This window comes from Marisediminitalea lipolytica (assembly GCF_001758465.1).
Lineage (GTDB): Bacteria > Pseudomonadota > Gammaproteobacteria > Enterobacterales > Alteromonadaceae > Alteromonas > Alteromonas lipolytica.
This window is the reverse complement of the sequence record NZ_MJIC01000001.1, coordinates 37813-61904: the sequence shown is the minus strand read 5'-3', so window position 1 is coordinate 61904 and position 24092 is coordinate 37813. Positions and strand designations below refer to the sequence as shown.

The following is a 24092-nucleotide window of genomic DNA, read 5'->3' as shown; positions in this document are numbered from 1 at the left end:
GTCCGTCTCGCACCATAAAAATGCAATTTCCTTATTTTGGTGCATCAGGCTTGCCCAAAAAGCATCACTGATAGTGCAATCACCATTACCGCGAGTACCGCCGATATGCCTTGCCATACTCTGACCGGGTTCCGTTCAATAAACGGTAGCGTACCGGAATAGGCCGGATTAGGATGATGCAGATCGTACAAAAACTCAGAAAGACTCTCGTAACGTTTGGCTATCAGCGGATGACAAGCGCGCTTTAATGCCGCATCGACCCAGACTGGCACCGCAATGTTGCGCTGAATGAGACTTTTATAGCGTAATTTCAGTAAACCTGAGTAGTTTTGCTTCTTCGCCACTTCGGCATCATAGGGATATTCGCCAGACAGCAGGTAATACAGCAGAATGGCGAGAGAAAACTGCTCAGACCGTTCATCCGGCCATAACCCCACAAAATACTCCGGGGCAGCAAACAGCAGATCACCAGGAATAAGCAATTGCTCAGTGGCGGCCGAAAGATTATGACCAGACAAACTGGCAGCTCCATAATCAATCAGCGTTAGCCTGCCTTTATCATCAATCAGCACGTTTTCAGGGCGAATATCCTGATGCAATATCTCTTTGCGATGCAGTGCTGTTAAGGCACCAACCAATTGTGTCGCCCAGTCCCGCCACTGACCAAGCGATGGTGCACCGTTGTCATCCCGCCATTGACGCAAACTACAACCGGGTTTGTAGTCCATGACAATATAAAAAGACGTGCGCTTAAATTCGCCCAGGCCTATATCAGGCCACCCAGCCAGCAAATGCGGATGCGATACTTTGACGGCAACCCACTCTTCCTTGATCATTTCGTCAAGAAAGCCTGGACTATCCTGCATAGACACTGCTGGAATTTTTATCACGGCCTTTTGTTGCGTTTTAATGTGCGCGGCCAGATACACAATACTGCGATCGGTGGCACTCAACTGACGCAGGATTTCCCAGTTATCTATAACGGTTCCGGTAGCCAGCGTACTGGTTATAAAAGGTAAATAACCGGCCGTTGAATAGGCCGGTGATTGAGTTGGTGAAATGGAATCTACCTGCACCACTGCAACAGTCAGATTATCGTTGCATCCATCGTTGAGCGCCATATCAGCAATGTGTGCACAACATTCGTGCAGGTCAGCAGAAAATTTGCCCAGCGCCATCTGCCAGTCTTCAGGCCTGACAGTTTCGGCAATCCCATCGGTCATTATGACAAAAGTATCACCCGTGCTGACACCCATTACCGAAACATCCACATCCAGCTCGGGCTTTATCCCCAGGGCATTACTCAGATAGGTTTTGCCGCCATCGCCGACCTGCCTGTGCTCTTTGGTGCAAAGCGTAATTTTGTTCTCGCGGATGTGATAGATGCTGCTGTCTCCGCAATGTAGCAGCACAGCCTGATCACCGCACAGAATAACGGCGCTAAAGGTACACACATAGCCTTTGTCCGGGTTCTCACGGTAAGGACTGTGTTGGGATTTAATGTATAAACGGGTATTGAGGGTGCGTAATACCAGCTCAGCGGCCCGCCGTGGTGACCAGACATCAGAGGAATTCAGGTAATCGCGAACAAACTCATTGACAGCCAGTTCGCTGGCGTATTGACTCACCTGACTACTGCTGATGCCATCAGCCACTGCGGCTATAACACTTCGGCGCGCAGAACGCGAAAAATCAGGCACTGTCACACTGTGACAGTCCTGATTTATGTGTTTTAAACCTTTGCTGGAGAAGGCTCCCCAACTTACTTCAGGCATATAACTTAAACTTTATCGTTAACTTTAGCCGCCGGAACCGCTTTGTTTGCGCCGCCAGTTGGCAGTACACGCTTAGGAGCGGTACGAACGTGAGTAGAGTATAGTGTCAGACCAGTGAAGGCTAAACCACCTACCAGGTTACCCAGCGCGGTTGGGATTTCGTTCCAGATGAAATAATCCATTACCGAGAACTCACCACCCATGATCAGGCCAAATGGGAACAGGAACATGTTAACTACAGAGTGTTCAAAGCCCATGAAGAAGAACAGCATGATAGGCATCCACATGGCCAGCACTTTACCGCTTACGTGGGTAGAGATCATGGCACCAACAACGCCCAGTGACACCATCCAGTTACACAGCATGCCGCGGATAAAGATAGTAAACCAGCCAGCAGTACCATACTCCGCATAGCCCAAAGTACGAGCTTCACCGATACCAGCCACCTTAGTTGCAATAGCGCCACCGTCAGTGTTGTAACCCATGGTAAAAATAAAAGACATCATGAACGCGACCGATAGCGCTCCGGCAAAGTTACCTAAAAACACTAAGCCCCAGTTACGCAGGATTTGCTTGGGTGTTACACCCGGGCGTTTAGCTAACCAGGCCAAAGGGGTTAAAACAAATACTCCGGTTAACAGGTCAAAGCCCATCAGATACAACATACAAAAGCCAACCGGGAATAAAATAGCCCCAATTAGAAAAACACCGGTTTTTACTGCAATGGTAATTGCAAAAACTGCAGCCAATGCCAGGATAGCACCAGCCATAAATGCACGAACTAACGTGTCACGGGTAGACATGTATATCTTTGATTCGCCCGCATCAACCATTTTGGTTGCAAACTCAGAAGGAAGTAAATACGCCATTTTTATTCACCTTAAAAATTAAACAGGAACACACCCACAAACACCTATTCACAATCGAAAGCCACAAAAAAAGGCGTCCGCACTCACCCCTTTAGAAGTAAGTAGCGGACGCCTTTATCCGAATTTTATCTCAATTGTAAAACCATTAAGGTTTGCTGATTAAAACAATACAAGAACGATGCCAATTTTCAAAAACAAAAATAAAACAAAAATATCAATAACTTATAAAAAAATTAATGAATAGGCATATTTATAGCCCTATAATAAAATGCCCTATCGATGAGCAAGTTCACCATAACGGTGCGCTATGATGTAGGTTTTCCGCTGTTTAGTTAACTTACTTCCCCCACTTTGTATGCTAAAAAACACGAAACGGCTAGAAATACAGCAAACAGAAGCAGGCGGTGCGGAAAAAGCATTTATCAGGAACAACAATTGCTTATACTTTCGGATATTACTGTAGCCTTTTTAGTGGAATGTCCGATGAGCAAACACAGCGACATCACAAAACGTTTCTTGTTATCTGCCAAGCATCAGGAAATTCAGGCGTTACAACATTTGTCGTCTAACTGCAGAACGGTTAAAGCGGTTAAGGACATGATTCACCAGCTCCAACGGGAGCGTGGGATGAGTAATGTATTTTTAAGTTCCCAAGGTGAGCGCTTTGGTTCGCCGCTGCAGTCCCAGGTCGCAGCCAGCGAACAATCAGAACAGGATCTGCGAAGCCTGCTTAAATCACTCTATTTAGGCCAGCATGACAACGGCCAGTCCATGCGACTGCTCAGCAGTATCACCTTTGCGTTGCAAGGTATGGATCACTTACCTGACCTGCGGAATAAAATTAGCGACCAGAAGCTCAGTGCGCTGGAATCCACTAATGCCTACTGTCGTTTGATTGCCGGCTTACTGGATGTGGTATTTGAAGCGGCCGATGTAGCCAGCGATCCTAAAATGACCCGGTTACTGGTTGCCTTATTTAACTTTATGCAGGGTAAAGAATACGCCGGGCAAGAACGTGCATGGGGCGCCATCGGTTTTGCCGAAAGTCATTTTGATCAGGATCTGGGTGACAGGATAAGTGCATTAACTGAATCACAGCAACATTGTTTTGAAACCTTTACCAACTTTGCCGACGACGAAGAGCAACACATGTGGCTTGATCAGCAAAACAGCGACATCGCCGCACAAATTGCTCGCCTGCGCCAGATGATACAAACCCTGGCCTCGGGTGGCGAGTGCTCCGCTGAACTCAGCGAAATATGGTACGACATTGCTACTCAGCGCATTGATGCCATGCAATCGATCGAAGCACACCTGACCGACCGACTCACCGAACAGGCCAGCCTCAGAATCAAACAGGCCGAAGAAGAACTGCGTAATCACGAACTGTTAATCGCCACCTTAAATAACGCGCCACCGCTCGCAGATACGCCCATTACCATGCTTTACGACAATACCGTAAAAGGGTTAAAAGGCGCGGAGGTAAAGTCGGAAAAACTCCCGGAAGGCTCGGCTTTGTCAGCACATAAATCCTTTTACGATCTTATCCGTGGTCAGGCCCAGCGCATCGAAGACATGGCCGATGAACTCAATGCCGCCAAACAGGCACTGAACGAGCAAAAAGTCATCGACCGGGCAAAATTGTTACTTATGCAGCAAGGCGGATTATCGGAGCAGCAGGCCTATCGCAAACTACAAAGCTCAGCAATGGAGCAAAACATACGTCTGGCGGAGCTGGCTCAACGGGTGGTTAGCCGCGTCGGTTAATAGCCGGTGAGTTCCATAAACCCTTTGCCATTGTGGCTACCAGTAAAACTAATCGCCCCTTCATAGTAAGCAAAACGGCTGGCATTCCACTGCTCAGCCTTAAATGGGCTTGTGGTAATAGCGATATCAAAGGACGGTATGCTCAGCGACCACGAGACAGGTATCTCCCGCGCTACCACCTGCCGGGTTTCCAATGCTTTCAGATTAAGCTCATCCGGCCCCAACGTTACGGTCTTGCCCTGAGCATCTATCAAAGTGCCGGTGGTATAGGAATCGCCGTTATCAACGTGCATGGTAAACGCCATTAGCTTACGCCCGTCATCAAAATGCAGCGAAAACCAGTCCCAGCCCAAAGCCTCCTCGTCAGCTAACTGCGAAGTCCATTCATGATCGTACCAACCAATGCCTTTAACCTGATGCTCCAGTCCGTTTACGACTATCTGCCCGCTGGCCTCAATAAAAGGCTGACTGTAATAATAAGAACGGTACCTGCCGTCTGCCGTTTTAAAGCTAACCCCTTGGTCACCGTGCAATACATAAGGATTACTGGCCGAAAGATGCAGGTTGATATCAGCCTCCTGCGCGCTGCTGGTTAAAGTAGCTGGTAACAATTGCTCAGCCTGCTCGCCCTGCCATTGCCAGTTATCCATGAAAAATTGCAGCGGCGAGGCCTCAAACCCGGCCACGCCGGTGCCCTGCTGCGCAAACTTTTCGCTAAAATAGTGTGCTTGTTTTGTGTGCAGCGAAGAATGCCCCATCCACACATAACCATCGCCCCAATTTGATTGCATTTCAGGACGGGCGAATTTAAACAAGGTAAACTGATAGTTGAAGGGCTCTCCCTGAAGGTTTTCCAGAAGTAAGGTGAGATACCACCATTCAATCTGAAACGCGCCGTGGGGCGCATGATCCTGCGGCAGTTGCACCGGATTATCGACGCTCACTTGCGCGTTGTTATCGGCTTTAAGCCCATTAAACAATGACTGACGCCCGACATCCTGCGACATCGCTGTCATCGTCATTTGCGAAAGCGCTATTCCTGCCACTACTCCTGCTCTGTTCATAATGCCCCCTGCTGCGAATAAAACCTGGCTTCCAGCCGCCCCAGCGGCAACGCCATCAGCACTAAAAGTACGCCCAGTCCAATCAGTAAACTTTGCAGTATTATCAGCGGGTCCAGCATCAGTGGATAGGTCCAGTGAAAGGCAAAGCGATTGACTTTATTTACCAGCAACCAGGCCAGCAACAGAGCAAAAGGTAACGCCAGCAACGCACAGCTCACCGCAATAAAACAATACTGAGAAAACAACGACAGCTTAATGCGCCAGGCACTTACACCCACGCTACGTAACAACAATAATTGCGGCTTAATATCCATCACCAGTAACGTTATCGACACAAAAAATGACAGCGCCGCCACCAGCATGGTCACCAGATTAAGCATGTCGGTGGTCATAAAGGTGCGCGAAAACACCAGCATTGACTGCTCGATAAGGTCTTCCCTGGCAATCAACCGGGAACCGGGCGCAACCACACTAAGCCAGGATCCCAGCGCCTCTTTTTGCTGAACATTAGCAAAAGCCGCATAGGCCGAAACCTGTTCATGATTAGTTATCAACGCTGATTCCGGTAACAAAACCTGAGCTTTGGGATTACCGTAGTCAGGATAAATACCAATTATTTTCCGCTCGGTTAAGCCAGTTTCGCCGGGGATTGCCAGCGTGTCGCCCACCCTAAAGGCCTTTCGGTTAGCCAGTTGCTGATTGATAAACACACCCTGGCGGGCATAAAACTCACTCCAGGCGTCAGCGGCTACTTCATCCAGCAGCAAACGCGACTGAAATTGCGCACCCTCAGGAAAACTGCGCAGCTCGGTTAGCTGACCAGCTATGCGCACGTCCTTGCCATAGCGAGCCAGCAAAGGTATCGGTACATCAGGCTGCTGACTCAAATCACCGGCAAAATCAGTATACACATAGACCGGTGCAAACAGGCGCTGATTCAGCCACTGTTCGGTAGCACCGCGAAAGCTGTCGACCATCACGTTCATACCCACATTGGCAGTCAGCGCAATAAAAAAGGCACAGGCCGCCAGTTTGGTGCGTTGCGATAAAGCCACCGCATTATGGACGCTCCAGTGCCATAGCGGCCTGACGGCGCTGATTTTTGCGGCAAGCCAACGCAGTAACGCGGGCATAAACAGTATAACGGTAGCGCAGCCCACTATCAGTACCACGCCTATGTATAAAAGCGCCTGTAACTGGCTGGCTATTAACGGCGCAGCAAGCATAACCAGACCAATGATAAGGAGCAGAATAAAACGATAGCGCTGATTGAAGCGCGCCGAAAAAGCCGCAACCTGATTACTGCGATTAGCCAGACAGCGTCGCAAGCGACTGTGTACTATTACACCCATTGCCAGCACTGCCAGTAAACTCAACCCCAAAGCAACCAGCAGCAGGGTTAACAGTGATAACTGGCCGTGATTAAACTGCCCGTCCAACAGAAATTGATAAATCTTGCTTAGCGCTGGCGAGATTTTAGTAATTAAAGCCGCTCCCGCCAGCACGCCAAAGCAGCTCCCCAGACTCGCCAGCCCCCACATTTCTAGCAGCAGCACTTGCAGCAGAACCGGTTGACTAATACCGAGCTGACGAAGCTTTATCAACAACGGCGTTCTGGCCGCCAGTAACAAATTAAGCGCATTAAACACAATAAATACGCTTACCAACAGCATCAACGCCCCCATAGCCCACAGGTTAAGGCTAAAACTGTCGGTTAGGTTTGAGCCCGAAGGTTTGATAGTAAGGGGGAAAATTTGCAAATGAGCAGGCAGTGCTGCCTGTAATTGTTGTAACGACTGTGGAGACAGTTCGGCCACAATGGCCAGCCCGGCAAGTGCATAAGAGCCGGGTGTTACAGTGTTCTGATAGAACTGGTTAAGGTCCTGATAGCCCTGCCGGGCCACTGACGACATTAAGCCGCTGTCACCTTGCGTGCCCGCCGCGGGTAGCCTGCTTAGTAACGCCAGACTATCCACCGCAATACCACCGTCTGGCGTAATCGTGTAAGCCACCAGGTAGTCAAAACCCTGACGCCGCAGCCCGGCGTAGTCAGCACGGGTCACTGACGACCTTGCGGATTTTGCCGTTACCTGCAAAGACACTGTAATATCACCAATAGCTAACTGGTTAAGCTGGGCTGAGGCCCCGGTATTGATAAGGGTGACCGCGGTTAATCCGGCACTGGCAATAAAAATGGCTACTACAATTAACAGCGGCTCCCAGAGCCGTTTTTTGTAGGTTGCCAGCTGGGCTAACAAAGCCAGATAGAGGCTGCTCATTAGCGATACCTACACGGCCTGCAAGCGGCCAAGATGAAGACGAAATTGCATTTGCGCCCGGCTGGCCACATCGCCGCTATGGGTTACCACCACCAACGACGCCCCCTGCTCCTGACAATAAGCAAAGAGTAAATTGCTCACACTGTCGCTGGTTTGTTCGTCCAGGTTACCAGTAGGCTCATCAGCCAGTACCACCTCCGGCTGATGGTTAAGTGCTCTGGCAATCGCTACGCGCTGTTGCTCACCACCGGAGAGTCGGCTAACCGGCGACTTAAAATGGTGCGCCAGCCCCAGATTTTCCAGTAACAGGGTTTGCCGGGCTTTGTCATAGTTGCCTTTTAAGCGGGCGGTAAACGCGACGTTGTCCCACACGTTAAAACATTCAAGCAAATTAAACTGCTGAAAAATAACGCCCAGGTGATTTTTGCGAAAGGTATCAGCCTGGCTGGTTGTCAGGGTTTGCAAAGGCTGCCCAGCGATATTGATGGAGCCGCTGTCACTTTGCTCAAAGCCCGCCAGCAGCGCCAGCAACGTAGATTTACCACAGCCTGACGCACCCTGAATACTCGCCGATTGCCCGGCTTTAACCTGCAAAGACAGGCCGTCGATAATGGGCGAGGAAGCCCCGGCATAGGTTTTCGTTAACTCACTAACCGCAATCATATGGCTGCTTAAAATAAAAATTGTTGGTAATTAAGTGAGTTACGACAATAAAAGATTATCGGTTTAAAGCAAAGTGCTGAAACCACCTTTCTACTCTGGTTTCTCGCCGCCCATGGTGACTCTAAAGCCAGAACGGATGTCGGGAAAGTAATCCCACACCGCAAAATGTTGCGTACAGCGATTATCCCAAATCGCAATAGAATGGGGCTGCCAGTTAAACCGCACCTGAAAATTCGGATCCTTGGTAAAGTTGTAAAGCATCTGCAATATGCCATCACTTTCGTTTTTCGAAACGCCGAGGATTTTGGTGGTATAAGACTCATTCACAAAAATGGCTTTACGTCCCGTTACCGGGTGCGTTCTGACCACCGGATGCACATTGCAGGGATAAGCCGTGCCGTAGTCGCCATAAATAGCATGGTAAACGTGGTTGGCATCATGTTCTGCCTGAAGCGTTGAGAGATACTGCTGCATACCTGGCGACAATGCCTCATAAACGGCATACATTGAAGACCACAGTGTATCACCGCCGGTCTGGGGCAACGTGTGCAAATACAGCATGGAACCCATTGGCGGGATTTCATTACAGCTTAAATCCGAATGCCAGTTGTCACCGGCAATGTACTTTGAATCTTTATCGGCATGGATTGCCACAATATCTTCATAACCGTCAATGCCTTTGGCTCCCGGATGGATGATCAGATCTGAGAATATACTGCCGATTTCACGATGCTGCTCATGCGAGATCTTCTGGTCGCGAAGAAAAATCACCTGATGCTGCATCAGCGCATCAAAAAGCCCTTGCTTGTCTTCTTCACTCAGCGGTTGGGTTAAATCAACGCCGGAGACTTCAGCCCCGATACGTCGCGTAAGAGGGGTAACCGTAATGTGGCTATTCATTCGCTATGCTCCTATTAAACCTGTATTCAGTTACATGCCGAAGGGGTAAGTTTTATAATCTGCAACTTCGCTATCGCGCACCAGTTTAAGCGCTTTAGCGTATTCAATTAGCAATCGCAGGGAATGCAGGGTGCGGGCCTGAATGTATTGGTCGTCTTTCTCTTCACCGGGTTCAGGCGCATTAAAGCACTGCTTGACATTGCGTACCACAAGGTGGTCAGGTATCCAGCAAATGCGGTTATTTTTACTGCTGCTGATACGCAGCTCCGCCACCGGTAAATAGCCGCCTGAGGCCGAGGAAACAGACACAATCAGACCCGGTTTATTGGCAGTTTCTGCCGTGCCGCAGTACAAAAAGAAGTTTTTCAGCACGCTGGGCACCATACCATGCCAGTCGGGGGTTAAAGCGATTAGTGCGTCACATTCGGTTAACGCCTCGCGGTAAGGTTGCCACGCCTGTTGCAGCGCACCTTGCGGTTCGGACCAGAAGGTATCATCAAAATGGCTGAGCGGGGCTTCCCCCAGATCCCAAAGCACGGTCTCAATATCTTTTGCCTGCAATAGGTTAACCAGATAATGGCCAACTTTGGCCGTTTGCGAACGCGGTCGCTGACTTCCGCAGATAATGGCAATCTTCATGGTTGCATCCTCTTATTCAGGTGCCGGATCCCATTATCCGGCGATGACTTCTAACGCTAGGAGTATCAGACCGGTAAATCTTGCACATTTACGCCCAATCTCTTGCCTTATCGCTTTATTTTCGACATTTGCGGTTGGGGAATTTCGACAACTTTTCGGACGTCTGTATTCAAGAATCCCCCACTCTTGTTGCGTAATCTGGATATTAACTCCCCGCCCATCACGCCAGAGATTGTGGTTGGCCGGCACTTTTCAGTTATCCGTGCTTAAGTAAAGGAACAATGTATGTCATTACTAAAAACCGACGATTTAAATGACTCAGACCGTCATGAGCCCAAGGCCTTTCATTCGCTGAAAGCCACTGTAGAAAATTGTCACTGGGGCTATTTCTCGGCCACTAAATCACCGGCGATAACCATTAAAAGTGGCGATATTGTGCACGCCGAAGCCATTACCCATCACGCTGGCGATGCCCCGGAATTAATGATGGATGAATCGTTGAAAGCATTGTGGAAAGGCATTCCGGAAGACGACAGAAATCCCGGCGTCCATTTGATGACCGGGCCGATTTTTGTTGAAGGGGCGCAACCTGGCGACATGCTGGAAGTACGCTACCTGGCCATGAAGCCGCGCTTTTCCTATGGCTCTAACCTGGCTGCTAACTGGGGGCATCTGTACAAGGAGTTTGGCGAAAAAGAGCGGGTTACGATTTATCGCCTGGATATGGCCAGCATGCAGGCCCATGGGCATTATGCTTATGATTTTAAGGGAAAATACGAAGTACCCGGTACGGTTACCGAATGTCCGGAATGCGCTAAGGAAAAAACGTTAAATGGCGTACGGGTGCCGGTAAGACCGCATCTGGGGACTGCTGGTGTGGCACCCGATGTATCAGGCCGGGTATCGACCATTCCGCCGGGCAAACACGGCGGTAATATTGATAACTGGCGTATTGGTGCCGGCGCGACCATGTACTACCCGGTACAGGTTGAAGGCGGCCTCTTTTCTATCGGCGATCCTCACGTATCCCAGGGCGATGGCGAAATCAGCGGCACCGCTATCGAAGCGTCTTTGGATGTCACCATGCAAATTATTTTGCGCAAGGATTTTGTGTTTCCGTCACCATTACTGGAAACCCCGGACTACTTTATTGTCCATGGGTTTGACGAAGACTTAAATGTTGCCATGAAAAATGCATCACTGGACATGCTAACGTTGCTAAACGAGCATCGGGGTCTGAGCCGTGATGATGCCTACTCACTCATGAGTATTTGCAGCGACTTTACGGTAACACAGGTCGTAGATACGGTTCAGGGGGTTCACGCCAAGGTGCCTCGCAGTGTATTTAATTCTGGCGAACCAGATTCTGAATAAACACCGGCGCAGCATTACTGGTGCAACACTGCACCAGTAATGCCCTTAACCTCAGTATCCCAGACGCAACGCTTGCATAAAAACACAAAAACTCGATCAGATACCGACAAAACAAACCACAGCACAAGTGCTACCGTAGATTTGTCGCACTACATAACCCGGCAACGTCTGAACGAATAATAAAGGCTTTGTGGAAACAGCCAGCAGCCAAGAATGCAATCATTAAGGAACGTTACCCTATGATCACAGTTAATCCGAAGACGCAAGCGTGGTCCATTTTATTTACCTTCAGCCTGTGCTTTTTTGTGGTGAGTGCCGCCACGTTTTCTTCCCTGGGCGTAGTCATCCCCTTTATGGTGAATGACCTACAATGGGACTGGGCCACGGCCGGCATGGGCTTTACCCTGCTGGCATTAGCCTGCGGCTTAAGCGGCTACCTGCCTTCAATCACCATTAAAAAGCTCGGTGTGGAAGGCACCCTGTTTATTGGGCTGGCGCAGATGGTTATCGGCTTTATCCTGCTGTATTACACCCAGACCCCGGCAATGTATTTCGGCGGCTGTGTGCTGATTGGCGCTGGCTACTCGTTTGTCGGCCCGGTACCTGGCACCTACATCATTACCCACTTTTTTATTAAACGCGCCACTGCCTTTGGTTTTTACTACACCATGGGTGGCATTGGTGGCGTTGCCGGCCCGCTAATTGTGTGGCTGGCCAACGATGGCTTTGGTAACTGGCGGGTTCACTGGCTGATTACTTTGGTAATGATTGTTACCTCGGTGGTTTTAATGCTGTTTTCCATCAAGCTCACCGATACCGAGAAGCTCAAGGTTCCGCCTAAACAGGATAACGAGCAAGCCTCCACCCGGGTATACGAAACCAGGGAACTGTGGACCTTTAAGCAAGCCATCAGAACACCGCAATTCTGGTTGATCTGCGCAGGTTACATGAGCGTGCTGTTTGTTGGTACCACAGTGAACAGTTTTTCGGTTGCACACCTTACGCAAATTGGCATTTCCTTTGTGTTTGCCAGTACCCTGCTGTCGACAGAAGCCTTATGTAACGCCATATCCAGAATTGTTGGTGGTTTCATTGCGGAATATTTTGATCCCAAAGCCATGTTACAAACCGCATTGTTTCTGCTTGGTGTGGGCATGCTGGCGCTCAGTTTCGGCAGCTCGCCACTGGTGTTGTTTTTGTACGCTTTTGCTATCGGGTTTGGCTTTGGACTCACGTTTCTGTCGTCCACTGTACTGCTTATTCGCTATTTCGGTTCAACACCTTACATCCAGCTCTTTGGCGCAATGAATTTTACCGCCACGGTAGCCGCGTCAGCCCCTTATATTTGTGGCTACATGCGCGACGTCACCGGCTCTTTTGTTTCTTCGTTTTTGTTAATTGGCGCCATTCCAATGGTGGTACTGGTTGCCGTTATTTTTATGAAACCACCCAAGCTCAATAACGTCACCGATGCCGCCGGTAAATCCGCCGCCGCAGATGACAACTCATTGCACATTGTTAAGGAGGGCCATTCATGACCAATCAAACTTGTACCGGAAAAAAGGAATTTGGGGTTTTTCTGCCAATCGCCAACGGTGGCTGGATCGTGTCAAAAAACACGCCCTTACTGGACGGTTCTTACCAACAAAATAAACAGGCGGCGGTACTCGCCGATGAGATTGGCATGGACTTTATTATGTCAATGGCCAAATGGCGTGGCTACGGTGGCGAAACCAATCATTGGGGCTGCTCCATGGAGTCGGTGTCGATGATGTGTGGCATCGCAGAAGCCACCAAAAATGCCAAAATTATTGCCACTGTGCACACCCTGCTAATGAACCCGGGTGCCGTAGCCAAGATGATCACTACACTGGATCAGATTTCACAAGGCCGTGCCGGATTAAACATTGTGTCCGGGTCTTTTCGTGACGAACTAAACCAGATGGGCGCCTGGCGCGACGATGTTGACCATGACGAGCGGTATAACTATGCCCAGGAATGGAGCAGTCTGGTGCATCGTCTGTGGACAGAAGACACGGTGGATTTTGCAGGAAAATACTTTAATTTTACCGATTGTGTCTCGGAGCCAAAACCCAGTCAGAAACCTTTTACGGTGTGTGCCGGCCAGTCTGAACGCGGTTTACGCTTTTCCGTACGCAATGCTGATGCTTGTTTTGTGGGCGGTAAGGATGACGAAGAAACACTGGGCATTACCCGCCTGGCACGCAAAATTGCCGACGAATATAACGAGTCGATCAAATGCTACACCATGGCCACCGTTGTAATTGACGACACCGATGAAAAAGCCGAAGCCACGGCCCAGTACTACCGTGATGGCAAAGACCTCGGTGCGGTAGAGGGCATGATGCGTTCTTACGGTATCGACCCGGCATTAAAAGACAATGCCATGGTGATCCGCTCTCAGGGCGCGTTTATGGCCAGGGATATTATTGGTTCTCCTGAAACGGTTACGCAAAAGCTCATCGAACTCATCGATAACACGGAAATGGATGGTGTGATGATCAACTTTGATGACTATCAGCAGGGCCTGACCTTATTTGGCGAACATGTGTTACCCAATTTAAGAGCTCACTATGGCTAGTCTGAGCATCACCGCCCCGGCTAAGACGCCTTTACAGCGTGACTGGGTTGCCCCGGCGCGCTGTGCACTGTGCATCATTGACGTGCAAAACGACTTTGCCAGTCAGGATTACATGCTCGGTCAGCTGGGAATCGACATGCAGGTTTTATCTCCCGCGCTGGCCAATATTAATCTGTTACAGCAAGCAGCTCATCAGGCTGATGTGCCGGTAATTTTTATCGGACTGGCCACCAGCGCTGCCCAGGACTCCGCCAGCTGGAAAACCAGAATAGCGCGCCTTGGCGGCAATCCCGAGGCGGAAATCGCTATCTGCCGGGAAGGCACGCCGGGGGCCGAATTTTGTTTTTGCCTGCCCGCGCCAACCGATAAGGTTATTTTTAAAACCCGCTACAGTGGTTTTTGGCAAACCGGGCTACAGGACTACCTGCAATCCCTTGGCGTCGACACCCTGATAATGACCGGTATTACCACCGAATGCTGTGTTGAATCTACAGTGCGCGATGCTTTTCATCTGGATTATCACGTGTTTGTGCCTGAAGATGCCTGCGCTGCTTACGAGCCGGCTTTGCATGCCGGCAGCCTGGCGGGCATGGCGATGAGCTTTGCCCTGATAACGGATACATCAAGCATTACCCGTTTTTGGAGAGAGGCATGAATCCACTGCTTTATCCCGCCGATACTGACCTGCCCTATACAGTCACCGACGCCGACAAGGCGGCACTGGCCGGGGCCATTGATATTGACGAACTGACCGAACTGGCACTTACACTGGGCAATATTCCCAGTCAGTCAGGGCTGGAAGCCCAGGCGGCAGACTTTGTGTATGACTGGCTCGATAACGAAGGCTTTACGCCGCGCAAAGTCGGAGCAGTGCCCCACCGTCCCAATGTCATTGGTGAATATGGCGGCCACGGACTGGGCAAAAACCTGTTGTTTACAGCGCACCTTGATACTGAAAGCCCGAGCACTGACGAGTATACCAATCTGCACAAATACCGCGCGGCTACCCTGGCCAACCCGGAATGGACGCGATGCTGGTTGCAAGATGGCCAGTTTCATGGCTTTCCCATCAGCAATGACCGGGGGCCAATGAGCTGCTTTTTAATGGCGGCCAAAGCCTTAAAACGTGCCGGGATAAACCTTGACGGTAAGCTTTATCTTACCGCCTGTCCCGGTGAAATCGGGCCGGAACCCATCGAGTCTTCAGCTGGTATCGATTTTATGGGTAAGGACATTGGCGCGCACTATTTGTTTCATCACGGCGGCGTCGCACCAGATTTTGCCATAGCCGCTGAGGGCTGTGACTGGGGCGTGACCTGGCAAGGCAATGGCTACGCCCTGTTTCGTATTCAGATTCTGGGAGAAGGCGTATTCACGCCTATTTTGCAAGCCGACCAGGACGTTGAAAAACATCCAAACCCGATTTACCAGCTAGGCAAGGTGATCGACGCATTACACCAGTGGACACTGGCGTACGAGTCCGCCAACGTGCTGACCACGCCGGGTGGCGAGTCGGTACCTAAGGTCCAGATTGATGCGCTGAAAGCGGGAGATCCCGTAACCTTTGGTGCTGGTACCGACGTGTGCTCACTGTATATCGAAGTTGGCCTCACCGCCGCGCAAACTGTTAACGAGGTGTACCATCAGTTAAACCGGGTATTGTTCGATTTGAATCTGTCCGGTTATCACCTGGAACCGGTGGTGGTTCGCCATGGCTTTAAAGCCGATGATCAGATGGTTGCACCGCTGGTGAAGTCCTTATGCGGTGCCACCCAAACGGTAAAAGGGCATCCCATAGAACTGGCCAACCCGGTGTACTCGAGCATGTGGCGTGACCACAATGTATTTAATATGCACCGGATCCCGGCGGTGACCTCAGGGTTTCCGCGCTGGCGGCCAACGCCACAGGATTTGGTTGATAGCGCGCTCATTTACGCCCTGACCGCGCTGGCGGTATGCGGTAAAGCCGGTTAGCAACAGGTTTTACCAGGCATTTTTTCGACTTGCAGGCACAACAAGCCGCAAGTTCTTTTTTCACGATAACCAGGCTGGCGCTGTTCTGTTTATTTTCGGCTCAGCATTCTGGTTATGAGGCACTGGCTTTGACCCTTATTTTCGGAGTATTTTATGGTCACTACAGCATTAACCCCTGTTACCACCCGAGCCGCATGGCGCGGCGATACCCTATCCCGGAACGAGTCGGATTGGATTTACGTTTTATCGCCTGCTGAACTGGCAGAGCTGGAAGATTTAGGCACCCAGTTTGTCGAAAACAATCCGGATTTACGCACCGTTCAGGCCAGCGACTACCCGTTAACCACCACACAGGCGTCAGTAACAAAATGGTGTGAGGAAGTCGACCGCGGCAGAGGTTTTATTTTAGTCCGGGGCCTGCGCACTCACCTCTACTCAGACGCGTTATCTGCTGCCATTTATTACATTCTTGGCCTGCATATGGGTGAACCCTTCCGCCAAAACGAGATGGGTGACCTGATTGATCATATTTACGCAACCTCAGACAAAAAACTGGAAGAACCAGACGCGCTGTCTAAGTCTATCCGCGATAAACTGCCCTTCCATTCAGACAGCTCTGACGTGGTGTCGTTAATGTGTTTACGTCCATCCAAACAAGGCGGCGCCTCTTGCCTGGTTTCGGGTGCTGAAATCTACAACGAAATCCTGAAACGCCGCCCTGACCTTGCACCATTGTTGTTTGAAAACTTTCACTGGGACTGGCGCAGACAGGATCCTGAGGCACCGGCTGATACCTATACCTCGCCGATTCTGGATATCAAAGACGGTGTCATGAACATGTATGCCGGTTCTATTTACATTAAAACCGCCCAGGAATATCCGGGCATTCCACCACTGAGCGACGCTCAGCTGGAATTACTGGATTTATTTGAAGACATTACTTACGAGCCGGGCATGGCCATTGAGATGGACTTTCGCCCTGGCGATATTCAGTGGTTGTCTAACTACGCCGCGCTGCATTCGCGTACCGAATTTACTGATTTTCCGGAACCTCAGCGCCGTCGTCATCTGCTGCGCCTGTGGCTGCAACGGGAGGGCGCTCGCCCGGTATCAGAAGGCTTTGGTAAGAACGCCGTGGTACAAAAACGCGGTGAGCACCGTCAGGAAGAAGATTTGGATAACCGCGGCAAATTTACCGTTGATTTAGCCGCCGTGCCCCGCATGGATTAATCGCTGTAATCCGGCCAGCATCCACCCAGTGGTTCTGGCCGGTAACGCACAAAAAAGCCAGTGGCTAAAACCACTGGCTTTTTTGTTGGTCTTTCCGCTTTATTCCTGGGTAAAGTTAGCCGGAATTTGCGGGTTATCGCCGCCTTTCACCCACAGAATGATTTCGTTACCCCACGGGTCCTGAAAAGCCGCATTAAAGCCGTTAAATTCTTTCCAGAAATGGTCTTTCCATAACAAGGTTGCACCACGTTCAATGGCGCGATCAAGGATAGCATCCATAGAGTCGTCCTCACTCACCAGGATCCACACCCGTGACTTACGGCCTTCGGTAGAGAGCGTGCGGGGCTCAACACCGTCCTTGTCCGGATGCGGGCGCACGTTAGCCACTTTATGGATCCCCAGGTGAAAGTTACCGATTGGCGTGTCATTGCCTTCGCTGTCTTTCATTTGGCCACCGGGTACCATCCGGTGGTACAAACCGTAAGGGCGCGGGTCATTTTCCCAGCCAAACACCTCGGCGTAAAACTCCCCAGCTTTGGCCGGATCATCTGACGACAGGTCAACAAAAATGAGCGTATTAGGATTAGTCACAATATAACACCTTATGGTTAAACGTTGTTGGTTTCGCCACTGTGACGACAACGTAAAAAGTTAACGAAAATAAGCGCTGAACAGCTCAGCAAAACAACCCGCAATGACGCGGATTGTTTTGCTCTAACTGAGTAAAAAGCGGTTTAGAAGGAATAGCTAAAGTTAGCGATAACCTGACGGGGAGCCAGGAATTCATCACTTACCACACCACTACCGTATGGGTCGACAAAGCGACCAATAGTATTAGCATCGTCAGTCAGGTTGGTTACCGTTACCCAGGCACTCCAGTTGCCCTCGAAAGGTTCGTATTTAACAAACAAATTGACCTGATCGTAACTGTCCACCAGATCCACATCGGTATTGAAAATACGGGCCTGGTAATCACCTTTGTAAATGTATTCTGCCCGGGCAGTAATCAGACCGGAAGAAAGCTCATAGAAATAGGTAGCATGTAAACCCGCGCTCAAATCAGCCAGGTTTGGCGGCGTGTTGCTGCCCACATCCACCGTAGCTGAACCACGTGCCAGGAACCACTCATAACTCCATGGGTATGGTGCAGTGCCATCGGCCAGTGCGGCCGCCCCCGCGGCGTCGGCTTCACGACGATCCAACGCGTAGTATTCAACCGGGTATTCACCGTCCAGCAACGTGGCGTTCAGGCCAAGCACCAGGTTATCATCCATGGTAGTCCATAAGGCTTCAAACTCGGCCCCCCAGATATTGGCTTCCGGAATATTACCCAGGCCGCCAGAATAAGGGATAGGGTCTTCCTGGATGTATTGCATATCATCGTACTGGTAATAGAACGCTGACACATTTAACTGGAGCTTTTTATCCAGTAACTGGCTTTTGCTACCCAGCTCATAAGCCATAACCTTTTCGGGCTGAATCTCAGTGCTGACCACCATTGCATTGGCTGCACCGCCATTGATACCGCCAGCTTTATAGCCTTTCGACCAGGTAAAATACGCCATGTGATCTTCGCTGATATCGTATTGAACACCCAGTTTTCCGGTCACTTCCTGAGTGTCGAATGAGCCCGGTGACATAGGCGCAAAATAGGTTGAACTCAAGCTTTCAAACTTATCGTCGTTATAACGAATACCGGCAATCACGTTAAGGTCGTCGGAGATATGATAAGTGCCCTGGAAAAATGGAGCCCAGGAGGTTCTTTCCAGCAGCGAATTCTCGGCATAAGAAATATTACCGGGCACAGCCTCTGCTGGCGTATTTTTGGGCAATACCGGCGTTGGATCAGACGCATCCGTTCCGGCATATTCGTTGATATACTGGTTACTGTCTGAATTTAAATAGAATCCGCCAATCACCCAGTCAAACTTACCGCCCGGTGTGGATGACAGAGAGATTTCCTGCATTACGGTTTCGGCCGAAGTCGCCCAGGTTGCAACATGGTCGTAGCCGCCAAATAAGGCAACAACACTGCGGTCTGAGTCAAATGACTGGTCGTGCTCCATGTTCTGATAACTGGTAGTCGACTTTAAGGTTGCCCAGTCTAAATCCCAGGTCACGATAACGTTGTCGATGTCCATTTTCATATTAAATTTACCCGGAAAATCCTGGGTAACCACCCGCGGATCCGGGTTTGGATCATCAATGGCTTTCAGCGCAGCCGCGTTATGATAGTCTTCGTAATGCTGGGCAATAAACAAAATGCTCACGTCGTCTGTGGGCTGCCATAACGCCGAAAGACGCATGTTGTCGTTGTCGGCATCATCCAGGTCATAACCGCCTTCAATGCCGTTGGACGTTGCATAACCATCATGACTGGTGGTCTGAAATACCCCGCGAAAAGCCAGGGTTGAGCCAACCGGCAGGTTAACCGACACTTTTCCCTGCAAATAATCGTAGTTACCCACGCTGGCAGTAACGTTACCGGAAAACTCTTCCAGTACCGGCCGCTTGCTAATAACGTTAAGCGTACCACCGGTAGAGGCGGCACCAAAAGCTGTGCCTTGTGGGCCTCTTAATACCTCAACATGTTCAACATCTAAAAAACCCATATTCAGGGCAATATTATTGGTGATATAGGCACCATCCATATGAAAAGACACGCCCGGATTACTAAAGAAGTTTTCCGGTGTTTGCGACCCCACACCGCGAATGCTCACCATCCGCTCCGACCCGCCGCTTTTGTTTATCTGTAAACCAGGAACATAGCCATTTAACCCTGTCGCATCGGTAATATTCGCCTGTTCCATTAATTCACTGCTAACGGCAGTTACCGCAACGGGTGCGTCCTGCAGACTCACCTGCCGTTGGTCGATGGTGATCATAATAGTTTCGATATCTTCTGCTGCTTCCTCTTCGGCCAGGGGCTGATCGTTAGCTACAGCGTGAACATTGGGTACGGCATACAAGAGAGAGATAATAATGCTGGTTAACACGCTCTTTTTAAAATGAAGTTCCTGCATAAGGATTCCTTTACAAATAGATTTCAAGATCGAACAAGAAGCAGGCAGCCTCGCTCACGGACTCAATAGCGAATAACGTCAACCGATTTATAGTTGTAGCTTGCACAAAATAACCAGAAAACAATATCATGCAAAGCTCATGCTTATTTGGAACCGACGTTATCAGGTTTCTGTATCGAATTGCCGAAGTGTAAGTGTGCACCTTTGGCAGCTCGATTTTCATACTACTGCACTTCGTTTATTGATAATTGTTAATATGTGTATGAGTTCTGGTTCATGAGCGTACTGAACGCCTGGTTCTGTTTCATTAAAATATAAAATTTAATTTATTATTCATTTAGTTACACAAAACCACGTAAAATTGACAAACTCACCTGTTAAGGTGGCCGCCCTTTTATTGAGCATTTTTTGTTCTACATCAACTTAAATGTCACATTATGGTGCGAGCATAGTAAATTTTTTGAAATGGCCTGCCGGTTTACGGGGCATAGCGCCCCATTTCCACTGGCACAACTTATGCAGTCCTTGCTTGAAGGTCGAAGGTGACCACCACTTTTATACTCGCAAGTGAGGAATTCGTTATGAGCTCATGGAAAGTATCTACCAACAGTTGTCCATCTGGTCAGCGTCCGACCGTATGGCAGGAGGCATTAAAAAAACTCTGTATGCCTACGTGCCAGATAACAGGCAACGACGACAAGTTCCGAGGGGACATCAGTTCTATTAATTCGCCACTTGGCATTGAGTTTTCTATTTTATCCGGTTCGCCCATGGAAATTTCCGGCAAATCGGATGACCAGCCCTTTTCCTTTTGGCTGGCTCTGCTAATGGACGGCGAATTTTCCCTGAAATACCAGGGCAAAGAGTATCCTGCCCAAACTAACTCGATAATCTACGCACCAACCGGGCTGGATATGACCCTGTCAGTGCAATCTGACTTTAAGATTCTGTACGTCAAAGTGCCGAAAAACCTTATTCACCACCGACTGCTGAAACTGGACTCGATGAATGTGGGTTATCTGCCTTGTGAAAGCGGCGTCAATAAAGTGTTTGCCACCATGCTTTCCGCTCTTTGTGACAATATCGATGAGCTGGAAACCGAGGTTTTAAGGCCGGTGGAAATCGCTCTGACCGAGTTTTTAGTCAGTAGCCTTATTCATAACAGTGGCGTTCTGGATTTTGGTAGTACCGCTAAAATTAATCAGTTTAAGCGCATTTGCCAGTTAATCGATTCCAAACTGGCTGATCCCAATTTATCGCTGAACCAGGTGGCTGAAGAATCCAAAGTATCCCCTCGCTATATTCAGAAATTGTTTGAATCCAGCGGCGTAAGCTTTGTTAACTATGTCCGCGTGCGTCGTTTGGAACGCTGCCGGTTTGAACTGGGTCACCCGGAATACCGCCATCTGTCGGTGTCTGATATTTGTTTTCGCTGGGGCTTTAACGATGCAGGCCACTTTAGCCGGGTGTTCCGCAGTGAGTTTAATACCACGCCTCGTGAATACCGTCGTGAACAAAGTAAAATCGCAGAATCAGTGAGTTAAATAAAGAAGAGAAAATAAGGGGTGGGCTCGAAAAAGCCCACCTTGTTGCAGAGATTAGATATCAAGCACCAATTCGGCGCTGAGTGCACCAGAACAACACGCCATAATGGTATTATTGCGCTGCTTTTCAGCCTCGCTCAACACGTTATCCCGATGATCGGGAATGCCATCGAGCACGGCAATTTCACAGCTTCCGCAAATCCCCTCGCGGCAGGCACACGGCACAGACACCTTGTGATCTTGCAGCACACTTAAAATGGTCTCCCCTTCAGGCACTTTAAAAGACGAACCGCTGCGCGCCAGTCGAATGGTAAAACCACCTTCTGCCACAGACACATCCGCACCTGAGAAATGTTCACAATGCACTTGCTCCAACGGCCACCCATCAAGCGCCTCGGTAAAGCTTTTGATCAACGTTTCAGGTCCGCAGCAGTAAAAATGACTGCCAGAATCAGCGCTTGCCACCAGGCTCGCCAAATCCAGGCGGTTAACCGGCTCAGCACGGGTTTGATAAAGTGTTACCTTGCCGTATTTAGCTATAGCTGCACATTCTGAGAGCGCTTTACACAAAGGCGCAAGTTCAGAACTGCGGGCGGTGTAGTGTAATTCCCAGCTCTGCTGCGACGCTTCGAGTTCGTAAACCATAGCCAGCAGAGGCGTAACGCCTATGCCGCCGGCTATCAGCACCGAATGGTGCGCCCCTTTTAACACGGGAAAATGATTACGGGGCAAGCCAATGGTCAGGCGTTTACCTGGCTGTACTTCACTATGCAACCACGAAGAGCCTCCACGGCTTGCTTCAGCCAGCGCCACACCGACTACATAACGGTGTGTTTCGGCTGGCTCGTTGCACAGCGAATACTGACGGATAGCATCAGGCGTGGTGATATCGATATGCGCCCCGGCCGCAAACGGTGGCAACGCTGAGCCATCAGCCGCCCGCAGGTCGAACAGCTTTACGGCCTCACCGTCTTCCCAGACATCGAACACGGTGACTTCAAGAGTTTGATAATCCATAACGGTAGTTCCACTTATCGTGCTTTTTTAAATTTTTCCCATTCAGCACGGTAGCGCGGAACAAGCCAGGTATTAAATTGACGCTGAGCCCCTTCCTGCCAGGAATAGCGGCCGCGCGGTGCGTATTTTGAACGCAAACCAATTTGCACCAGCTCATCCACATGCACATCCTGCGCATTGATTTCCAACGCTCTTTCTACCACCAGCTCCATGTTTTTATCAAAATCAGGCTCTGACATCGCGCCTTTAGAAAACAGTACGCCCAGGTCAAGATTATGTGACTCAGGCCCTTCCGCGCGAAGGATCAGATAAATCACCGTATCGCTGGTCATGACCAGTGATAACGTGGGTGGCAGGTTAGCAAACGCCATACGATTTCTTTCGTCATCGGTCAGCTTGGGAAACACCGGCATCAATGCTTTTTGCGTAGGGTTAAAGCTGGCGTCTTTGTGCAGCGTGCCGTTGGTACGATAATAGCCTGCGGTATCTTCAGGTAAGTCATCCGGGAACTCGGCCAGTTCGCTGGGAATATAATCGTGAAATTCGCCATGGTGGAGTTTGTTGGCGTGATAACCATCGTTATTATTTTCAAACATCACTTTCCAGCCAAAATCATAATGAATATCGCGGTCTGGTTTTGGCCCTTCAGTGTTGGCAATATCGTAGTTAGCCAGAATAGGATCCAGGGCGGTCAGGCGCGGTGCCAGTGGGCTGGCATTGTCATCAAAGTTGATAAAAATAAAGCCTTGCCAAATCTCAAGTTTAAATACCGGCAAACCAAACTCTTCTTTGTGGAAGCCGCAGGTTTTTTCCATCGCCGGGGCATTAATCAGGTTGCCTTTAAGATCATAAATCCAGTGGTGATAAGGACAGGTAAAGGTACGGGTATTGCCTTCCCCTTCCGACACCAGCATGGCCCGGTGCTGACAAACCGATGACATCGCTCTGATTTCACCGTCGCGATCATGCACTACCACAATAGGCTCATCGACTATTTTAGTGTTGTAAAAGTCACCGGGATTAGGCACCCAGTCAACCCGGCCAACACAAAGCCATTCGTGTTCAAAAATGGCTTTTTTCTCGAATTCATAAAACTCTGCACTGGTGTAACACAGTGGCGGTAACGTTTCTGCTGCTTCGATTTCCTTTACTGAACTCTCTAAGCTGTCGAAGAATTCATCGTTTAAAAAAAATGCGCTCATACTGACTCCAAGTAAGGTAAAAAGACAACATCCGTTGGCCTGACGACTAACAGCTTTGGAACAGGAAGTTCGTAAACACTATTGCCTTATCGTTTTAGTTCGCTAACGATGAAGATAGTAAGGGATCGGACTCAGTCATGATTGTGTTTATACGTACGATTAATTGTTTT

At 49.6% G+C, this 24092-nt stretch carries 19 protein-coding genes; 8 read left to right on the top strand and 11 right to left on the bottom strand.

All coding sequences use genetic code 11. From position 1 onward, the window contains the following. Positions 1-44: 44 nt before the first annotated feature. Complete coding sequence (locus BFC17_RS00290) at positions 45-1775, bottom strand: bifunctional protein-serine/threonine kinase/phosphatase (protein WP_070174464.1); 1731 nt, start codon at positions 1773-1775, stop codon at positions 45-47. Positions 1776-1780: 5 nt separating this feature from the next. Further along, positions 1781-2644, bottom strand: coding sequence for a formate/nitrite transporter family protein (locus tag BFC17_RS00285; RefSeq protein WP_070174463.1), 864 nt, complete (start codon positions 2642-2644; stop codon positions 1781-1783). Positions 2645-3079: 435 nt separating this feature from the next. Here BFC17_RS00285 and BFC17_RS00280 point away from each other — a divergent pair, with 435 nt between their 5' ends. Next, on the top strand, positions 3080-4411 hold the full coding sequence (locus BFC17_RS00280) for a nitrate- and nitrite sensing domain-containing protein (protein WP_229680960.1): 1332 nt from the start codon (positions 3080-3082) through the stop codon (positions 4409-4411). Here BFC17_RS00280 and BFC17_RS00275 read toward each other — a convergent pair. The 5 genes from BFC17_RS00275 to BFC17_RS00255 all read right to left on the bottom strand — a co-directional run bounded on the left by BFC17_RS00275 (position 4408) and on the right by BFC17_RS00255 (position 9956). Continuing rightward, entirely contained in the window at positions 4408-5475 is a 1068-nt protein-coding gene (locus BFC17_RS00275; RefSeq protein ID WP_083271472.1) for a lipocalin-like domain-containing protein, read from the bottom strand. The two genes, BFC17_RS00280 and BFC17_RS00275, sit on opposite strands and share 4 nt — an antisense overlap. After that, positions 5472-7754: an FtsX-like permease family protein gene (locus tag BFC17_RS00270; protein WP_070174460.1), complete on the bottom strand. Its 2283-nt coding sequence runs from the start codon at positions 7752-7754 to the stop codon at positions 5472-5474. Before BFC17_RS00270 ends, BFC17_RS00275 begins: the two co-directional genes overlap by 4 nt. Positions 7755-7763: 9 nt before the next feature. Further along, positions 7764-8417 (bottom strand): ABC transporter ATP-binding protein, encoded by a 654-nt coding sequence (locus tag BFC17_RS00265; protein WP_070174459.1) that lies wholly within the window; start codon positions 8415-8417, stop codon positions 7764-7766. A gap of 90 nt (positions 8418-8507) precedes the next feature. Then, positions 8508-9317, bottom strand: a complete 810-nt coding sequence (locus BFC17_RS00260; RefSeq protein WP_070174458.1) for a TauD/TfdA dioxygenase family protein — start codon at positions 9315-9317, stop codon at positions 8508-8510. Positions 9318-9347: 30 nt separating this feature from the next. After that, positions 9348-9956: an NADPH-dependent FMN reductase gene (locus BFC17_RS00255; protein WP_070174457.1), complete on the bottom strand. Its 609-nt coding sequence runs from the start codon at positions 9954-9956 to the stop codon at positions 9348-9350. Positions 9957-10241: 285 nt separating this feature from the next. Between BFC17_RS00255 and BFC17_RS00250 the strand changes: the two genes are divergently transcribed. From BFC17_RS00250 to BFC17_RS00225, 6 genes are all read left to right on the top strand, one after another. Continuing rightward, the gene (locus tag BFC17_RS00250) at positions 10242-11330 is read left to right on the top strand and encodes an acetamidase/formamidase family protein (protein ID WP_070174456.1); all 1089 of its coding nucleotides are present in this window, start codon (positions 10242-10244) and stop codon (positions 11328-11330) included. Between the two features lie 239 nt (positions 11331-11569). Further along, positions 11570-12868, top strand: a complete 1299-nt coding sequence (locus BFC17_RS00245; protein WP_070174455.1) for an MFS transporter — start codon at positions 11570-11572, stop codon at positions 12866-12868. Beyond that, a complete protein-coding gene (locus BFC17_RS00240) occupies positions 12865-13932 on the top strand; it encodes an LLM class flavin-dependent oxidoreductase (RefSeq protein WP_070174454.1) in 1068 nt (355 codons plus the stop codon). The genes BFC17_RS00245 and BFC17_RS00240 overlap by 4 nt, the downstream gene beginning before the upstream one ends. Continuing rightward, positions 13925-14587 (top strand): cysteine hydrolase family protein, encoded by a 663-nt coding sequence (locus BFC17_RS00235; protein ID WP_070174453.1) that lies wholly within the window; start codon positions 13925-13927, stop codon positions 14585-14587. The genes BFC17_RS00240 and BFC17_RS00235 overlap by 8 nt, the downstream gene beginning before the upstream one ends. Beyond that, positions 14584-15906: a zinc-binding metallopeptidase family protein gene (locus BFC17_RS00230; protein WP_070174452.1), complete on the top strand. Its 1323-nt coding sequence runs from the start codon at positions 14584-14586 to the stop codon at positions 15904-15906. Before BFC17_RS00235 ends, BFC17_RS00230 begins: the two co-directional genes overlap by 4 nt. Before the next feature lie 153 nt (positions 15907-16059). Next, complete coding sequence (locus tag BFC17_RS00225; RefSeq protein ID WP_070174451.1) at positions 16060-17136, top strand: TauD/TfdA family dioxygenase; 1077 nt, start codon at positions 16060-16062, stop codon at positions 17134-17136. A 99-nt stretch (positions 17137-17235) separates the two neighbouring features. On the opposite strand, the gene BFC17_RS00220 is transcribed toward BFC17_RS00225, so the two are convergent. Then, positions 17236-17727, bottom strand: a complete 492-nt coding sequence (locus BFC17_RS00220; RefSeq protein ID WP_070174450.1) for a VOC family protein — start codon at positions 17725-17727, stop codon at positions 17236-17238. Positions 17728-17870: 143 nt separating this feature from the next. Next, positions 17871-20159: a TonB-dependent receptor gene (locus tag BFC17_RS00215; protein ID WP_070174449.1), complete on the bottom strand. Its 2289-nt coding sequence runs from the start codon at positions 20157-20159 to the stop codon at positions 17871-17873. A gap of 581 nt (positions 20160-20740) precedes the next feature. On the opposite strand from BFC17_RS00215, the gene BFC17_RS00210 reads away from it, so the two are divergent. Beyond that, positions 20741-21703, top strand: coding sequence for an AraC family transcriptional regulator (locus BFC17_RS00210; RefSeq protein WP_070174448.1), 963 nt, complete (start codon positions 20741-20743; stop codon positions 21701-21703). A 54-nt stretch (positions 21704-21757) separates the two neighbouring features. Here BFC17_RS00210 and BFC17_RS00205 read toward each other — a convergent pair whose 3' ends face one another. Continuing rightward, on the bottom strand, positions 21758-22720 hold the full coding sequence (locus tag BFC17_RS00205) for a PDR/VanB family oxidoreductase (protein ID WP_070174447.1): 963 nt from the start codon (positions 22718-22720) through the stop codon (positions 21758-21760). Positions 22721-22734: 14 nt separating this feature from the next. Next, on the bottom strand, positions 22735-23922 hold the full coding sequence (locus BFC17_RS00200) for an aromatic ring-hydroxylating oxygenase subunit alpha (RefSeq protein WP_070174446.1): 1188 nt from the start codon (positions 23920-23922) through the stop codon (positions 22735-22737). Positions 23923-24092 lie beyond the last annotated feature (170 nt).

Bases quoted from the DNA above. Each gene is read 5' to 3' on its own strand.
- BFC17_RS00290 (WP_070174464.1), bottom strand. From the start codon at position 1,775: ATGCCTGAAGTAAGTTGGGGAGCCTTCTCCAGCAAAGGTTTAAAACAC.
- BFC17_RS00285 (WP_070174463.1), bottom strand. From the start codon at position 2,644: ATGGCGTATTTACTTCCTTCTGAGTTTGCAACCAAAATGGTTGATGCG.
- BFC17_RS00275 (WP_083271472.1), bottom strand. From the start codon at position 5,475: ATGAACAGAGCAGGAGTAGTGGCAGGAATAGCGCTTTCGCAAATGACG.
- BFC17_RS00270 (WP_070174460.1), bottom strand. From the start codon at position 7,754: ATGAGCAGCCTCTATCTGGCTTTGTTAGCCCAGCTGGCAACCTACAAA.
- BFC17_RS00265 (WP_070174459.1), bottom strand. From the start codon at position 8,417: ATGATTGCGGTTAGTGAGTTAACGAAAACCTATGCCGGGGCTTCCTCG.
- BFC17_RS00260 (WP_070174458.1), bottom strand. From the start codon at position 9,317: ATGAATAGCCACATTACGGTTACCCCTCTTACGCGACGTATCGGGGCT.
- BFC17_RS00255 (WP_070174457.1), bottom strand. From the start codon at position 9,956: ATGAAGATTGCCATTATCTGCGGAAGTCAGCGACCGCGTTCGCAAACG.
- BFC17_RS00250 (WP_070174456.1), top strand. From the start codon at position 10,242: ATGTCATTACTAAAAACCGACGATTTAAATGACTCAGACCGTCATGAG.
- BFC17_RS00245 (WP_070174455.1), top strand. From the start codon at position 11,570: ATGATCACAGTTAATCCGAAGACGCAAGCGTGGTCCATTTTATTTACC.
- BFC17_RS00240 (WP_070174454.1), top strand. From the start codon at position 12,865: ATGACCAATCAAACTTGTACCGGAAAAAAGGAATTTGGGGTTTTTCTG.
- BFC17_RS00235 (WP_070174453.1), top strand. From the start codon at position 13,925: ATGGCTAGTCTGAGCATCACCGCCCCGGCTAAGACGCCTTTACAGCGT.
- BFC17_RS00230 (WP_070174452.1), top strand. From the start codon at position 14,584: ATGAATCCACTGCTTTATCCCGCCGATACTGACCTGCCCTATACAGTC.
- BFC17_RS00225 (WP_070174451.1), top strand. From the start codon at position 16,060: ATGGTCACTACAGCATTAACCCCTGTTACCACCCGAGCCGCATGGCGC.
- BFC17_RS00215 (WP_070174449.1), bottom strand. From the start codon at position 20,159: ATGCAGGAACTTCATTTTAAAAAGAGCGTGTTAACCAGCATTATTATC.
- BFC17_RS00210 (WP_070174448.1), top strand. From the start codon at position 20,741: ATGAGCTCATGGAAAGTATCTACCAACAGTTGTCCATCTGGTCAGCGT.
- BFC17_RS00205 (WP_070174447.1), bottom strand. From the start codon at position 22,720: ATGGATTATCAAACTCTTGAAGTCACCGTGTTCGATGTCTGGGAAGAC.
- BFC17_RS00200 (WP_070174446.1), bottom strand. From the start codon at position 23,922: ATGAGCGCATTTTTTTTAAACGATGAATTCTTCGACAGCTTAGAGAGT.